This window comes from Pinirhizobacter sp. (assembly GCF_036499745.1).
In the GTDB taxonomy this organism is placed as follows: domain Bacteria; phylum Pseudomonadota; class Gammaproteobacteria; order Xanthomonadales; family Rhodanobacteraceae; genus Pinirhizobacter.
In genome coordinates this window covers 55116-69927 of the sequence record NZ_DASYDG010000010.1, presented here as the reverse complement: position 1 = coordinate 69927, position 14812 = coordinate 55116, and the positions used below count along the sequence as shown (strand labels likewise).

The 14812-nt window shown below is 64.2% G+C and carries 15 protein-coding genes; 13 read left to right on the top strand and 2 right to left on the bottom strand.

The genetic code is table 11. The annotated features are described in order from the left end of the window. Window positions 1-16 precede the first annotated feature (16 nt). Window positions 17-619: a hypothetical protein gene (locus tag VGM61_RS03245; protein WP_331521282.1), complete on the top strand. Its 603-nt coding sequence runs from the start codon at window positions 17-19 to the stop codon at window positions 617-619. 120 nt (window positions 620-739) lie between these two features. Here the strand turns inward: VGM61_RS03245 and VGM61_RS03240 are convergent, their stop codons facing one another. Together VGM61_RS03240 and VGM61_RS03235 are read right to left on the bottom strand one after the other, a co-directional pair. Then, the gene (locus VGM61_RS03240) at window positions 740-1408 is read right to left on the bottom strand and encodes a class I SAM-dependent methyltransferase (protein WP_331521280.1); all 669 of its coding nucleotides are present in this window, start codon (window positions 1406-1408) and stop codon (window positions 740-742) included. 26 nt (window positions 1409-1434) lie between these two features. Further along, complete coding sequence (locus tag VGM61_RS03235; protein ID WP_331521279.1) at window positions 1435-4173, bottom strand: glycosyltransferase; 2739 nt, start codon at window positions 4171-4173, stop codon at window positions 1435-1437. Window positions 4174-4498: 325 nt separating this feature from the next. On the opposite strand from VGM61_RS03235, the gene VGM61_RS03230 reads away from it, so the two are divergent. The 12 genes from VGM61_RS03230 (at window position 4499) to VGM61_RS03175 (ending at window position 14786) form a co-directional block, all read left to right on the top strand. Next, window positions 4499-5644 carry a flagellin gene (locus VGM61_RS03230; RefSeq protein ID WP_331521278.1) on the top strand — a complete coding sequence of 382 codons (1146 nt, stop codon included), beginning with the start codon at window positions 4499-4501 and terminating at the stop codon, window positions 5642-5644. Window positions 5645-5778: 134 nt separating this feature from the next. Then, window positions 5779-7275 (top strand): flagellar filament capping protein FliD, encoded by a 1497-nt coding sequence (gene fliD / locus VGM61_RS03225; protein ID WP_331521277.1) that lies wholly within the window; start codon window positions 5779-5781, stop codon window positions 7273-7275. Between the two features lie 11 nt (window positions 7276-7286). Continuing rightward, window positions 7287-7709 (top strand): flagellar export chaperone FliS, encoded by a 423-nt coding sequence (gene fliS, locus VGM61_RS03220; protein ID WP_331521276.1) that lies wholly within the window; start codon window positions 7287-7289, stop codon window positions 7707-7709. Beyond that, window positions 7709-8011, top strand: coding sequence for a flagellar protein FliT (locus VGM61_RS03215; protein ID WP_331521275.1), 303 nt, complete (start codon window positions 7709-7711; stop codon window positions 8009-8011). The genes fliS and VGM61_RS03215 overlap by 1 nt, the downstream gene beginning before the upstream one ends. Window positions 8012-8017: 6 nt before the next feature. Then, entirely contained in the window at window positions 8018-8158 is a 141-nt protein-coding gene (locus tag VGM61_RS03210) for a hypothetical protein (protein WP_331521274.1), read from the top strand. Then, window positions 8155-8379, top strand: coding sequence for a hypothetical protein (locus VGM61_RS03205; RefSeq protein WP_331521273.1), 225 nt, complete (start codon window positions 8155-8157; stop codon window positions 8377-8379). Before VGM61_RS03210 ends, VGM61_RS03205 begins: the two co-directional genes overlap by 4 nt. Before the next feature lie 60 nt (window positions 8380-8439). Further along, on the top strand, window positions 8440-8994 hold the full coding sequence (locus tag VGM61_RS03200; RefSeq protein WP_331521272.1) for a PilZ domain-containing protein: 555 nt from the start codon (window positions 8440-8442) through the stop codon (window positions 8992-8994). Window positions 8995-9357: 363 nt separating this feature from the next. Continuing rightward, window positions 9358-10764: a sigma-54 dependent transcriptional regulator gene (locus tag VGM61_RS03195; protein WP_331521271.1), complete on the top strand. Its 1407-nt coding sequence runs from the start codon at window positions 9358-9360 to the stop codon at window positions 10762-10764. A 333-nt stretch (window positions 10765-11097) separates the two neighbouring features. Further along, window positions 11098-11427, top strand: coding sequence for a flagellar hook-basal body complex protein FliE (fliE, locus tag VGM61_RS03190; protein WP_331521270.1), 330 nt, complete (start codon window positions 11098-11100; stop codon window positions 11425-11427). Window positions 11428-11468: 41 nt separating this feature from the next. Next, window positions 11469-13160, top strand: coding sequence for a flagellar basal-body MS-ring/collar protein FliF (gene fliF / locus VGM61_RS03185; protein ID WP_331521269.1), 1692 nt, complete (start codon window positions 11469-11471; stop codon window positions 13158-13160). Further along, entirely contained in the window at window positions 13153-14154 is a 1002-nt protein-coding gene (gene fliG / locus VGM61_RS03180; RefSeq protein ID WP_331521268.1) for a flagellar motor switch protein FliG, read from the top strand. Before fliF ends, fliG begins: the two co-directional genes overlap by 8 nt. Continuing rightward, entirely contained in the window at window positions 14154-14786 is a 633-nt protein-coding gene (locus VGM61_RS03175; protein WP_331521267.1) for a FliH/SctL family protein, read from the top strand. Before fliG ends, VGM61_RS03175 begins: the two co-directional genes overlap by 1 nt. Window positions 14787-14812: the final 26 nt, after the last annotated feature.

Here is a 14812-nt window from a genome sequence, read left to right as displayed (position 1 = left end):
CACATTGGAGCGAGCAATGAATCGACGTATTCTCAGGCGAACATGGGCCATTCCCTTTCTGCTTACCGCCATCGGCGCGACGGCGACGGGCGCGCCACCGGCGCCGTCCGACCCCGCATCAGCCGCCCCAATGGCTGCCCAACGCGATGGCTCGCATGACTTTGACTGGGAAATCGGTACGTGGGCTACCAGCGTAAAAGTGCTGCGCAACCCCTTGTCACCGAAGGCGACCTGGGTCGAATTCAACGGTACGTCGGTGATTCATGCCCTGGCCGGCGGCCGGGCCAATCTGGTTGACCTGGACGTTAACGGACCGGCAGGCCGGGTTCGGGGCGTGTCGCTGCGGCTCTACAACGTCGAAGGGCGACAGTGGAGCCTCAACTTCGCCAACATGGGCGACGGCCTGCTGACCCCTCCCTCTGTTGGCGAGTTTAAAAACGGCCGTGGAGAGTTCTATGGAACAGACACGCTACGTGGCCGGGCGATCCTGGTTCGCTTCGTGATCCTTGACGTCACGCCGGATTCGGCGCGCTTCGAGCAATCCTATTCTGCAGACGGCGGCAAGACATGGGAGGTGAACTGGATCGCGACTGACCGGCGACTACCGGCGAAGCCATAAACGGATCGGGCGAATGGGCACGCCAGACACCGCACCCTCGCCGGGGCCTGCCATCGCTGGCGATAGCAAGCCCGGTCTACTTTCGCCAGCCCAACGTATTGATCAGCCTCCGTGGCTCGCTCAGGCCGCCTTACCCCGCAACACATACTGCAACGCCAATGCATCCTGAGCCGCCATCTCCGGATCCGCCTGCGCCGCCGCTGCCATCGCCTTGATGATCGGCAAAAACACATGCCGCTGGGGATCGTCGAAGATGCGCGCCATGCCATCTTCAACCGCAAACCCGGCGCCCTGGAACATCTCGATCATCGTCATGCGCGTAAACCAGCGGATATGCGTGCGATCGAACAGACCTGAATCTTCATAGCGGAAGTTGCCGAACGACAACTTCGCCTGCACGCTCCAATGCTGCGCATTCGGGATGCACGCGACCACGGTGCCACCGGGTGGCAACACCGCGCGAATATTGGCCAGCAGCTTCCACGGATCGTGCAGGTGCTCGAGCACATCACCAAACACCCAACAATCGCCGCCCAGTGTGGTGCCCAGCGTTTGGGCGTCGGCCTGCTCAACGTTGATGTCCAGCACTTCATCGCAGTGGCGGCGGGCGAGTTCCGCGTAGGTGGGATCGATCTCCGTACCGATGTAGTGCACATCGGGATTGATCGCCTTGTACGCGCGGGCTAGGGCGCCTGAGCTGCAGCCCACTTCCACCACGCGGCGTGCGTTGGTGGGCATGAACTTCAGCAGGTCGGGGTTGTGCTGCTCGTGGACGGGCGTCTGCTGCATGGTGGCGTCTCGCTTGTAGATGGGGGTCAGTCGGGAAGCCAGGCTTTTGCCCAGTCCGCCAGGTGCTGTCCGGTAAGCATGTAATCGCGGTGGATGGCCGCCTGCAGTTCGTCGCCCGCGCGCGCGGTGGCGTCCAAGTCCGACAGGTGCATGCGGATGGCCTGCACCCAGTCGCGGTAGCGATTCTTTACGCGGGTCACGGGCAGGTCGTCGCGGTAGCAGATGATGTCGCTGCAGACCACCGGAAAGCCGCAGGCGCCGTATTCCATCAGGCGCAGGTTGCTCTTGCAGGCATTGAAGATGTTGTCCTCGAGCGGGGCGAGGGCCAGGTCAAGGTTGAGCGAGGCCATCTTTTCCGGATACAGCTCGATCTGTACGCCGTACTGGAAGTCATGCACGTAGGGGCGGAGTTTCTCCGGACACATGCCAAGGAACACCCATTCCACTTCATCGGCGAGGTCCCGTATCACGTCAGCGATCAGCTCAAGGTCGCCACGATGGCTGGAGCCGCCACCCCAGCCGACGCGCGGCTTCTTGCTTACACGACGTTCGCTGGGGGTGAGGCTGCCCCACCAGTCCACCGGCAGGCGGTTCTTTATCACGCGAATATCGCTATGCAGATGGGACATCTGCTCGGCCAGTGGCTCGGTGGACACCACGAAGCGGTCGACCATGCCCAGCGCCTTGCGCAGGTTCTTCGGCAGGTCGGGGGTCTTCATGGTTTTGTAGTGGGCGCTCTTTACCGGGATATGGGTGAGGTAATCGTCCAGCTCGAACACGCGGAAGGCGCTTGAAAGTTCCTTCATTTCCTTTACGCGGTCGCGCTGGCTGGGGCCCATCTGGCGTTGCAATACCACGGTGTCGGCTTCGGCGCGGGCCAGTTCAACCGGCAACAGGTAGCGTTCGCTGACCAGGCCTTCCATGTAGCCTTCGCGCTGCATCGATGCGAACGGCTGGCGAACACGGTAGTGGCCGCAACCGAAGGCATCGCCGGGGATAACCACGGCGCGCGGTAGCACCGGCTTGGCAAACGGCTGCCAGGCAACGTGGCGCTGTTCGTTCAGACTGAAGTTGGCGTTGAGGATACTCAGGTTCCGGTTATAGGCCGGATCGCGCACCATCCACGTCTGCCAGCGCCGGTTGAGGTTGGCGTGTTCGTTTTCCGACAGCTGGCGCAGGGCCTGGGCGAAGGCGTTCTGCCCGGCGATGGCGCGGGTGTCACGCATCACGCGTGCGTGCGGCGTCCATACCGTAAGGAAACCAGCTTCGCGTGCCTTCAGGCACAGGTCCACGGCGTGATAGTGATTGGGGAACGTACCGTCGCTGAAGCCGTCCACTACTACGAACACGTCACGGCGCACCAGCAGGCATTCAGCGCCGACGGCGCTGTAGTTCTGGTCCAGCTGCAGGCGCTGCATATAGCCGGGGGCAGTGGCACCCTCTCCGCGGAAGGCCGGGTGGGCGGTGCCGCCGAGCCCCAGGATCACGCCGGCGCTGTCCACGCTTGAATCCGGTGCATGCATGCGCGCGCCCACCACGCCCACTTCCGGCCGCCGGGCGTGCTGCATCATCACCTCGAGCCATTCGGCGTGGAGCACGCCGACGTTCACATCCAGGAACAGGAAGTATTCACCGCGCAGCGAACCATAGGCGGCATTGGCTGCGGTGGCGCGTGGCGCGTGCTCGTCCAGGCGATGAACGCGCAGCGCGGGGTTGCCCATCGCCGTTACGCCATCGAGATAATTCCTTACTGCAGGATTGGTCGTGCCGTTGTCCACCAGCACCACCTCGAAAGCGGGATAGCGGGTGTTGCCAAGCAGGCTTTCCATCAGCACGGTGAGCTTGCCGAATTCATTGCCGGCGGTCACCACCACTGATACTAGAGGTGGCACGCCATCATGCAGGTATTCCACGCGATGACTGCCCATGAAGGGGCCATCGTGGAGCTGGTGGGCCACGCCCAGACGATCAAGGTGTGCGCCAAGCACGGCGGCGCTGTGCGGCGCCACATCGCTGCGCGAGAGCCAATGCGCGAAGGGGAGGGCGGCGTGATAGGTGACGTCGTCGATGTGGCCAACGGCGGGCAGGCCATCGGCTTCGATCACGCGCAGGACGAAATCGTGCAGGTACAGGCCGCCATGCTCCTCGTCGAACCCGCCCAGTTCCAGCAGTCGCGTGCGGCGCAACGCGAGTGATCGCCCCAGGTACGGCACGCTGCGCAGCAGGTCAAGGTTGACGTCCGGACGGAAAATCGGGTCCTGGAAGCCTTCCGGCCCGATGGTGTCTTCGTCGCTGTAGATCACCTGCAGTTCGGGTGACGTGCGCACGTGGTCGGCCAACAGATACAAAGCTAACGTGTCGAGCGTGTCGCCGGCGTGCACCAGCTGCACCCAATCCGCTTCGCTGGCGGCGATGGCATTGCTGATCTCATGCACGTCGCCGGGTGGGCACACCTGCACGTCGCGCGCACCATAAAGTTGTTCGGCCAGCGAAGCCAGGGTAAGGCCGCGGGCCAACGGATCGCTGTCGTCGTCCAGCACCAGCACCAAAACGCTCGGTGGCGACTGCCAGGCCTGCATGCTCCTGATCGCCGCCTCGCGGTGGCCATCGCTGAGCTGGCGGCGCGCGATCCAGGATATATAAGGAGGCGCTTCCACGACGTCGGCCGCAGCCTCGTCGCGATCGCCCTCCGTCAATGGTTCGACGTCGGTGTTTTCGGCATCCACCCGGGCGGATTCTTCGAAAACTGCTTGTTCTTGCGTCATGTAGCCACTCCAGGGGGAGCCATATCCAGGGGTCCGGACGCCAGAAAACCGGCGCGCCAAGGACTAACGCGTGGAGAGTGCAAGTTCGCTGCCAACCCTTGTTTTAAAGGGTTTTCTGCTGTTCTTGCGCCGGTTTCGGGCTTGGCACGCGGATTGCTGAAGTACCCCCGGGACCGTGTGCAGGGCACTTGCTCTCAAGTATTTAGCGAGGGAGCCGAAACATATCCCCGAGGCGGTCGGCATTTCCGACAGTGGAATCCCCGCCGGGATGTACTGAGCCTTACGTTTTGAATCCGGCTAACTATTCCGCTTTAGGAGATATTCAATGGCACTCGTTATCAATACCAACAGTTCTTCGCTGCAGGCGCAGAACAACCTGACCAAGTCGACCAGCGCCCTGGCGCAGGCGACCGAGCGTCTTTCCTCGGGCCTGAAGATCAACAGCGCCAAGGATAACGCCGCTGGTTACGCGATCTCCACCCGCTTCTCCACGCAGATCGGCGGCCTGTCCCAGGCTTCGTCGAACGCTTCGGACGCCATCTCGCTGGCCCAGACCACCGGTTCCGCGCTGGACGAAGTGACCGCCAACCTCCAGGCCATCCGTGACCTGGCCGTGCAGTCCGCCAACGGCACCTACACCGATACCGACCGCGCCGCGATCGATACGGAAGTGCAGCAGCGCCTGTCGGAAATCACCCGCATCGCGAACCAGACGGACTTCAACGGCACCAAGGTGCTGGACGGTTCCACCAGCTCGCTTTCGTTCCAGGTCGGTGCCAACGTCGGCCAGACCATCTCCGTGGCCCTGGGCCAGGGCGTTCGCGCCGACCAGGTGGGCGCCATCGCCACCTCGTCCACCGACGACCTGTCCACCCTGTTCGCCAGCGGCGCCTCGGTGACCCTGGGTTCGGGTGACTTCTCGATCGCCACGGGCGCCGGTGCCACCTCCGGCACGGTTGACGTGACGGGTACCTTCGCCAACATCCAGGACCTGTCCGACGCCATCAACGCTTCCAACTCCGGCGTGTCCGCCGCAGTCAGCAGCGACGGCAAGAAGATCAACCTGTACTCGGCCACCGCGCTCGACGTCACCGTCGGCACCGGTTCGGGCGCTTCGGGTATCGCCACCGGCGGTGCGATCTCCGGCGCAGTCAGCGGTTCGTTGTCTGGCGGCGATGTGAAGACCGTGGATGACGCCAATGCGCTGATCTCCCGCGTCGATACGTCCCTGACCGCGGTCAGCAACCTGGCCTCGAACCTGGGCGCCATCCAGAACCGTTTCCAGTCGACGATCAGCACGCTGTCGGCCGAATCGGCCAACCTGACCAGTTCACAGTCGACCATCCAGGACGCGGATTTTGCGGCCGAGACGGCCAACCTGTCGAAGGCCCAGGTGCTGCAGCAGGCCGGTATCTCGGTGCTGTCGCAGGCCAACTCGCAGCCGCAGCAGGTTCTGAAGCTTCTCCAGTAACTGTTTGAAGCATTGCATGGCGCGGCGGTGAAAGCCGCCGCGCCATTGCAAGATGCCGGCAAAGCCCATGCACCGGGCGTGGGTTTTGCCGGCATCTCGTGCAACGAAACACACGAAGCCCTGAAGGACACATCATGACCACCACGTCGACCGTTGGAAGTTCCGACCTGAGCTCTCTGCTTGCCCAGCTGGGCACGAGCTCGTCGGGCAGCAGCGGCGCGTCGGGTGCATCGGGCAGCTCGGGCAGCAGCACCGGGACGAACCTCGCAGGTTTGATCAGCGCCGCCGGCATCGGTTCGGGCCTGGATGTGGATTCGATCGTTACCGCGCTGGTCAACGCCCGCAAGGCGGGCGAGCAGAACCAGATCGACAACAAGACAACGACGGCCAATGCCCAGTTGGTGGGCATCAATGCCCTGAAGCTGGCGCTGTCAAACCTCAACGGCGCAATCACCAAGCTTTCCCAGGCCACCACCTACAGCACGTATGCGGCCACGTTGTCGAATACGTCGATCGGCACTACCTCGACGCTCACCTCCGCCCAGCCGGGCAGCTACAACGTGGTGGTGTCGCAACTGGCCACCGCGCAGAAGCGCACCAGCGATACCTACGGCGCCAAGGATGCAATAGGCGAGGGCACGCTGACCATCGGCGTGGGTGGCAAGAATATCAATGTGGCGGTGTCGGCGACGGCAAGCCTGGCCGACATCGCTGCCGCCATCAATGGCGCCACCGGCAACCCGGGTGTGCAGGCCACGGTGGTGAACGGCGCCAATGGTTCGCAGCTGCTGCTGAGCTCCACCAAGACCGGCGTGGCCAATGCCTTTACGGTGAGTGCCAACGCCACCAGCAGCGATGGGTTGCTCGCCTTCGCCAACCAGCTGGCGACGCCGGCTACCGACGGCACGGGTGTCGCGCAGGATGCCAAGCTCACGGTGGACGGCATTCCCGCCACCAGCGCCAGTAACAATGTAAGCGGCGTGCTTGACGGCGTAACGCTGAACCTCACCGCCACCGGTACCAGTCAGCTCACCGTGGCCCAGGACACCAGTGGCGTCGCGCAAGACGTATCGGATTTCGTCGACGCCTACAACGACTACCAGACTACCGTCGATACCCTGGAAAGCTACGATCCCAATAGCAAGACGTCCGGCGTGCTGCTGGGCGACAGCATGCTCAATTCGGTGAAGCGGCAGGTGGCGAGCCTGATCAATGGCGCCGTGCCGGGTAACTCCATCGGCACGCTTGCGAACCTGGGCATCAAGCGCGATTCCACCGGGCAGATGAGCTTCGACAGCGCCAAGCTCAATGCCACCCTGGCCAGCAACCCTGCCGGGGTACGTGATCTTTTCTCCGGCACCAATGGCCTGGCCACCAAGCTTGCCAACGTCACCAATACGCTGATCGCGCCCTCGGGCATCATCGCCACCCGCGCCACGGCGCTGACGGCCAGCCTGACCCGCCTGGACACGCAGCAGACCGCGCTTGACTCGCGCATGTCCACGTATGAATCCATGCTCCGTACCCAGTACACGCAGCTCGATACCCTGATGTCGACGTTGAACACCACCAGCTCGTACCTGACCAAGGCACTGGCCGGGCTGGAAGCGACGTACACCAAGAACAACTAAGGAATAAGGTCATGTCCTACGGTTACCCGCGTAGCGCCAGCGCCATGTACCAGCAGAATGCGGTACACGGGCGCGTGGAAGATGCCGATCCGCACCAGCTGACCATGCTGCTGCTGGACACCGCCATCGAGCGCATCAACCAGGCACGCAACCACCTGGGCCGCGGCGACCTGGGCGGCAAGGCGATCAGCGTATCGAAGGCCATGGCGATCGTGGTGGAACTGCGCTCAAGCCTGGACCACGCCAAGGGCGGCAAGCTTAGCGGCCGCCTGGAAGCGCTGTACGAATATATCGGCCGTCGCCTGCTGGCGGCACAGGCCCATAACGACGATGCCGCCCTGGCCGAATCGGCCCGCCTGCTCGGTCCCATCCGTGACAGCTGGCGCGAGATCCGCAGCCAGTACCTGGCCGAACTCAAGTCGGGCGCCGCGTGATGAGCGCCACCCACCACGATGCCCTGCGCCTGGCCGTGACCACCAGTGAAAGCATGCTCACCGCGGCTTCGGCCGGTGACTGGGATGCCGTGGCAACGCTTGAACCCGTGCGCGCCGAGGCTTTGGCCCAGGGACATCCGGCCGATGCCACCAGCGTGGAACTGCTTCGCCGCATGCTCGAGTGCAACCGTGCGATCGAAGGCCACGCCGCCATGGCCCGGGCCGAGGTGGCGCGCAAGCTCGGCCAGAGCGGGCAGGGCTATCGTGGCGCCAGCGCCTACCTGGCTGCCGCCCGAAGCTGACGTGCCATGCAAGCCCCCGCGCCGCAAGCCTTGCCCGAACCGGTCGACGATGCCCGGGAGTTGATCGATGCGGTCCTGGTCCGGCTGGACCGGGCCGACCGCGTGCTCGGCGAACTCTGCTCGCAATTGCTGGTACCAACGCCATGAGTCTTGACGTGGTTCAGCGGGCCCTGGCCATCACCGGTGCCATGCATGAAGCGGCGACGCGTCACGACTGGCAGGCTGTTGCCGTCCTCGAGGCTGAGCGCGCCGTCTTGCTGCAGGGCCCGCTGCCCGCCGACGAGGGTATGCTGAAGTCCATCAAGGCCATGCTTGCCATCGATGCGATGACAAAGACCCGCGCGCGGGAAGCGCGCGACAACATCTAATATGTGCGCCACGTCACAAAACGGGTATCGTCACCTCAACAAATGGGGAGCGGGCAGCATATGAGTCAGGACATCTTTAGGGAGTTCAGCGATCGCGTGGCCTACGAGGCCCTGCTGCATGCGTCCTGCACCCTGGCCGAGGCCCCCGAGGCCCGTGAACTTGCCTTGCTCAATGAGCGCAATGCCAGCCTGCTGACCACGGTGGGTTCCCTTACCGAGCGCCGTGCGGACACCCTCGAGGACGACGGCGCGGTGCTGCAGGAACTTTCCCGCATCGATGCCAAACTCAACGCGGTGATCGAGCTGGTCAACCGCCTGGCCCTGCCGTCGGCCGCCCTGCCACCACGGGTGGACGTGCGCTTCAACGCCTGGGCGGCGGAACTTCCGCGCAGGATCCTTCCCGATCCGGGCAAGCGGGTGATGCTGCGCATCCACTTCGATGCCTGCCGTGCCCTGCCGTTGGAGTTGCCCGGCCAGGTGATCCATGCGCCGGGCGCCAAAGTCGGCCTGGTGGCTTTCCAGGGACTCTCCGAAGGAGTCCGCGACGCCATGGAGCGTCTGGTGTTCCGCCAGCACCGCCGCCAGGTGGCCGAAGCCAAGCAAATGGTGCGCTAGGCGCCGTCCGGCGCCTTGTCAAGCCGTCCCGAGCCCGCGTCAACCGGCCCCATCGAGGGCCGTTGAACCGCCTTGCATCAAACGTTTTCACGTGCTTTGGACACACTGCGTCACATTTGCGACGCGTGTCGTCATTGCTGGCGGTAGCGTCACTTTCTGACCCACGCCGTGCAAGTGGCTGCCCCGTTCCGGCAACGCCGTCGGAAATCCACGAGGTTCGTGGCGCTTTTCTGCCGCCAGCACGACGTTGTGCGACGGATTTCCGGCGATGGCACGCTTCTTGATCTATCCATCCATGTAGAGGGTCAAGAGCCCGTCCGGCGCCGCCGACGGGTCATCACATTCGCACCAAGGGGTAGGGTCGTGAAGTCTTCCATCATTCTGGTCGTCGAGCCTGACAACAGCCGCGCCGAGTCACTGGCCGCCGCACTTACCTTCATGGGTTACGAGCCGCGCCGTGTCGGCCACGACGATGTCGAGGGGGTGGCCGCGATGGCCGTCTTCGTCGGCTCCATCGGCGGCAACGATGCACTGTCGGTGGCCATGGGCCCGCTGGGTGCCAAGGCATCGAAGCTGCCGTTGCTGGTAGCCGCCGACGCCCCGATGGCCGCGGAACTGGTTGCCGTCAACGAACATCGCGGCGCGGAACTGGTCGACTTCCCGTTGCGCTATGCCCGCCTTGCCGCCGCCCTTCGCACGTTCGAAGCGCTGGCCGACGAAGCCAACGCCAATCGCCGTTTCGTCGGTGCGTCTGCCCCGATGCAGCGCGTCAACAGCCTGATCCGCCAGGTAGCCCCGTTCGATTCCTCGGTACTGGTGCTGGGTGAGTCCGGGACGGGCAAGGAACTGGTGGCCCGCACCATCCACGATTGCTCGCCGCGCGCCGACAAGCCTTTCATCGCCATCAACTGCGGCGCCATTCCGGCCGAACTGCTCGAAAGCGAACTGTTCGGCCACGAGAAGGGGGCCTTCACTGGCGCCATCAACACCCGCAAGGGCCGCTTTGAACTGGCCGAAGGCGGCACGCTGTTCCTGGACGAGATCGGCGACATGAGCCTGCCGATGCAGGTGAAGCTGCTTCGTGTGCTGCAGGAACGTACCTTCGAGCGTGTCGGTGGCAACAAGCCCCAGCGCTGCGATGTGCGCATCATTGCCGCCACCCACCGCAATCTTGAGCAATCGATCCAGGACGGTGTCTTCCGCGAAGACCTCTTCTATCGCCTGAATGTCTTCCCGGTGGAGATGCCGCCGCTGCGCGAGCGCCTGGACGATCTTTCCTCGCTGATCGGTGAATTCAACCACCGACTTGCCCAGCGTGGCCTGGGTAATGTCCGGTTTTCAGGCCAGGCCCTGGCAGCACTGCGCGGTTATGCCTGGCCCGGTAACGTTCGCGAGCTGTCGAACCTTGTCGAGCGCATGGCCATCCTGCTGCCGCACGGCGAGATCCGCGCAGCGGACCTGCCGGAAAAATATCGCGGTGCATCGGTGGTGGAAGACATCTGCGGCGCGGCGCTGCTGGCCTATATGGAAGAGCAGCCGGTGATTGCCGACACCTATGCCAGCGGCAACGATGCAGCCACTTTGCCGGCCGGCGGCCTGGATCTGAAAGACCACCTGGCTGGCATCGAGATCGGCCTGATCCGCCAGGCACTGGATTCGGCCAATGGTGTGGTGGCACATGCGGCCAAGCTGCTGCGCGTGCAGCGCACTACGCTTGTGGAGAAGTTGCGGAAGTACGGCCTGAACGACGCCGTGCAGATCACCGCTTGACCTGGTGGCCGGAGGTCTTCTTCCGGCCCTGGACAAGAATAAAGAAGGCAACAAGGTGGGCAGTGCGCCAGTTGGCGTGCACCCTTAGGGAGCGGCAGGTCAGCCACGCAGTCGGTAACCGCGTCGGCAGATCCTTCGGCAATCGCTACTTCTGGTGGTGCCTGGCGGCCCGCCCAGGACAGGTTTGTGCCGGAGAAAAGCCCCATCGGTAGTGCGTTGACCACGTACTGCCCACCTTCTTGTCTTCTTGCTGGGTCACTCACCGTCCATCGCTGCTTTGGCACGCCACGTGCATCGCACCGTCCAAACGCCAACGCGCGCCGGAAAACCGCCATGACCACGATCGACGTAAACAGCCTGCTTTCCCAGATGCGCCGGATGACGGCGGTAACGGAATTGCCGTCGGCGAAGATCAACACCATTGGCGGCTCCGCGGCCCCGTCGGACTTCGGCGCGCTGCTTAAGCAGTCGCTGGGTAGCGTGGCGGACCTGCAAAAGACCGCTGGTGTACAGGCTGCCGCTTTCGAGCGAGGCGACAAGGGCGTGGACCTGGCCCAGGTGATGCTGTCGGTGCAGAAGGCGGATCTATCGCTGAGCACGGTTACCCAGGTACGCAACAAGATGGTTGATGCCTACAAGGACATCATGAACATGTCGTTCTAAGCGACTGTTCATGACCCTTCTACTAACGGACTTGTTCACCCATGGCTGATAACCCCGTCGCCACCACCGATTCCCGGCTGGCATCGTTCAAGAACCTGGCCGCCACTCCGGTGGCACGCCAGCTGACCTTGATGGCCGGCATTGCCGCCGCGGTCGCCATCGGCGTAGCGGTGGTGATGTGGTCTCGCACGCCCGACTACGGGATGCTTTACGCCGGCCTCGAGCAGAAGGACGCCGCCGCCGTTACCCAGGCCTTGCAGGCGGCCAACGAGCCCTACAAGCTTGGCACCGATGGGGCGTCGGTATTCGTGCCGGCCGCCGACGTGGCAGCCATGCGCCTGAAACTTGCCTCGCAGGGCCTGCCGCAGGGCGCGTCCCAGGGTGGCGCCACGGCGCAGTCGGATTCTCCCTTCGGCATGAGCGACATGGCCGAGCGGAGCCGTTACCAGCAACTGCTTGAAAACGACCTTGGCCAGACCATCGGCGGCCTGCAGTCGGTCAAGGGCGCGCGCGTGCACCTGGCGCTGCCGAAGCCTTCGGCCTTTATCCGCGACAACCATCCAGCCAGCGCGTCGGTGGTGGTGGCCCTGTATCCGGGCCGTTCACTCGATGCCGGCCAGGTGTCCGCGGTGGTGCACCTGGTGTCCTCGTCGGTGCCGGGTCTGGATGCGCGTAACGTTTCGGTGATCGACCAGGCAGGACAGCTTCTTACCAACGCCGATCCGGACAGCCCGGCGGCCATCGGCGACACGCGCATGCGCCTGTCCAACCAGATCGAAAGCACCTACGCCTCCCGCGTGGAGGAATTGCTCACGCCGCTGGTGGGCGCCGGCAAGGTGCGCGCGCAGGTGTTTGCCAACCTCGACTTCTCGAACACCGAGAAGGCGAGCGAAGTGTTCAACCACGACAATCCGGCGCTGCGCAGCGAGCAGACCAGCAGCGATACGCGCCATGACGGTACCGCTGCCGGTGGCGTGCCGGGTGCGCTGTCCAACCAGCCGCCCAACACCGTCGCCCAGGCCACCGCGGCCAAACCCGATGCAGGCAAGAAGCCCGGTGCCCCCCAGGCGACCGCCACCGCACAGGCCACCGAACCCAGCCAGAGCAGCAACAGTGCCACGCGCAACTACGAACTCGACCGCACCGTGAGCCACGTGGTGGACCCGGCAGGGAAGGTGTCCCGGCTGACCGTCGCGGTGGTGGTGGACAACAAATCAGTGGTGGGCAAGGACGGCAAGCCTGGAAGCGTTGCCTTCACCCCGGAAGAAATCGAGCGCATGACCACGCTCACAAAGAATGCCGTGGGCTTCGATGCCGCGCGTGGCGATAGCGTCAGCGTGATCAACGAAGCCTTCCACGCCACCCCGGTGGACGACGTGGGCATCGATATTCCCTTCTGGCAGAAGCCGGGCATGCTCGACCTGATCAAGCAGGCGCTGGGCGTGCTGGCGGCACTGGCCGTGGCCTTCTTCGTCATCCGCCCGATGATGCGCACGGCGATGCGGCCAAGCGTCGGCGGCTTGCAGCCGGCACTGGCAGGTCCCGTGCCCACCGTGTCGGTGATGGTGGACGACGACGAGCGCGACTCGCCACAGCTGGAAACGCAAAGGGGCAAGGGCGCCCCGGCACTCCTCGCCTACGAACAGAAGATCGGCCTGGCCAAGCGCATGGCCAACGACAATCCCAAACAGGTTGCGCAGGTAGTCAAGAGCTGGGTGGCTGAAGATGGCTGATGCATTGAGTGGTTCCCAACGTGCGGCGATCCTGCTGCTGACGCTTGGCGAAGACGACGCGGCCACGGTGCTCAAGCACCTGAATGCCCGCGACGTTCAATCGGTCGGCACCGCCATGGCGGCGCTGAAAAACGTGTCCAAGGAACAGGTCGACGGCGTGATCACACGCCTCACCGAAGACCTTGGCCAGCACACGGCGCTGGGCGTGGGTACGGAGGAATACATCCGCAAGGTGCTGGTGAACGCTCTGGGCGAAACCAAGGCCGGCAGCCTGATCGACCGTATCCTGCTGGGCCGCAGTTCCAAGGGACTGGAGTCGCTCAAGTGGATGGAAAGCCGCGCCATTGCCGAGATGATCGGCCAGGAACACCCGCAGATCATCGCCCTGGTGCTGGCTCACCTGGAGCCCGACCAGGCCGCCGAGGTGCTGGCCTACCTGCAGCCGCGCGTGCGCTCGGATGTGGTCATGCGCATCGCTACTCTCGACGGCGTGCAGCCGCATGCGCTGGACGAGCTCGATGAAATCATGGAGCGCCAGTTCTCCGGCACAAGCAACAAGATGAAGTCGGCCACGGTGGGCGGCCTGAAGGCGGCCGCGGCCATCCTGAACTCGATGGAAGCCTCGCGCGAAGCCGAACTGATGGCCTCCATCCGCGGGCTCGATTCAAACCTCGGCGAGAAGATCGAAGAGCTGATGTTCGTCTTCGACGACCTTGCCGACCTCGACGACCGAAGCATGCAGGCGCTGTTGCGCGAGGTAGCCTCTGGCACGCTGATCACCGCGTTGAAGGGCGCGGAGCCGGCGATGCGCGAGAAGATCTTCAGCAACATGTCCAAGCGCGCCGCCGATATGCTGCGCGACGACCTGGAAGTGAAGGGTCCGGTACGCGTCAGCGAAGTGGACGCCGCGCAGAAGGAAGTGCTGGCCAGTGCACGCCGCCTGGCCGATGCAGGCCAGATCACCCTGACCGGTGGTGGTGAGGAGTTCGTCTGATGAGCGTCCTTGGCCGCGACGAGGCCTCTGCCTACGAGCGCTGGGAACTGCCGGCCGTCGGCGAGCCGGCCGTGCGCCGTGTCAAGGAGGAGCCCTCACCGTTGCCGACGATCGCCGACCTTGAGGCCATCGAACGCCAGGCGCGTGAGGAAGGCTTTAACGCGGGGCTCGTTGAAGGGCGTGCCACCGCGCGCCGTGAACTGCTGTCGCAGACCGGCCGTCTGGAAGCGCTTTACACTGCCGCCGCCCGTCCGCTGGCGGAGTTGGATGATGCGGTTGCCCGCGAACTGGCGTGGCTTGCCACGGTGGTGGCCGAGCGCGTGCTGGGCGTGGAGATTTCCCTTAGGCCCGAAAAGATCATTGAGGTGGTGCGTCAGGCCGTGCACGTGTTGCCGGCTGCCGAGCGCCATGTCCGCGTTGTGCTGCATCCCGACGACGCAGCCCTGGTGCGCGATCATCGCAACAGCGCCGAAGATTCATGGCTGATCGTCGAGGATCGCACGCTCGATCGCGGCGACTGCCGGCTGGAATCGGAACATTCGCGCATCGACGCGCGCCTGCGCTCGCGCCTGGCCACCGTGGTCGATGCGGTACTCGGCGACGATCGCGTGGACGAGGAACCCGAGGCGTGAGCGACGTCATCGCCCTTCCGCCGGAT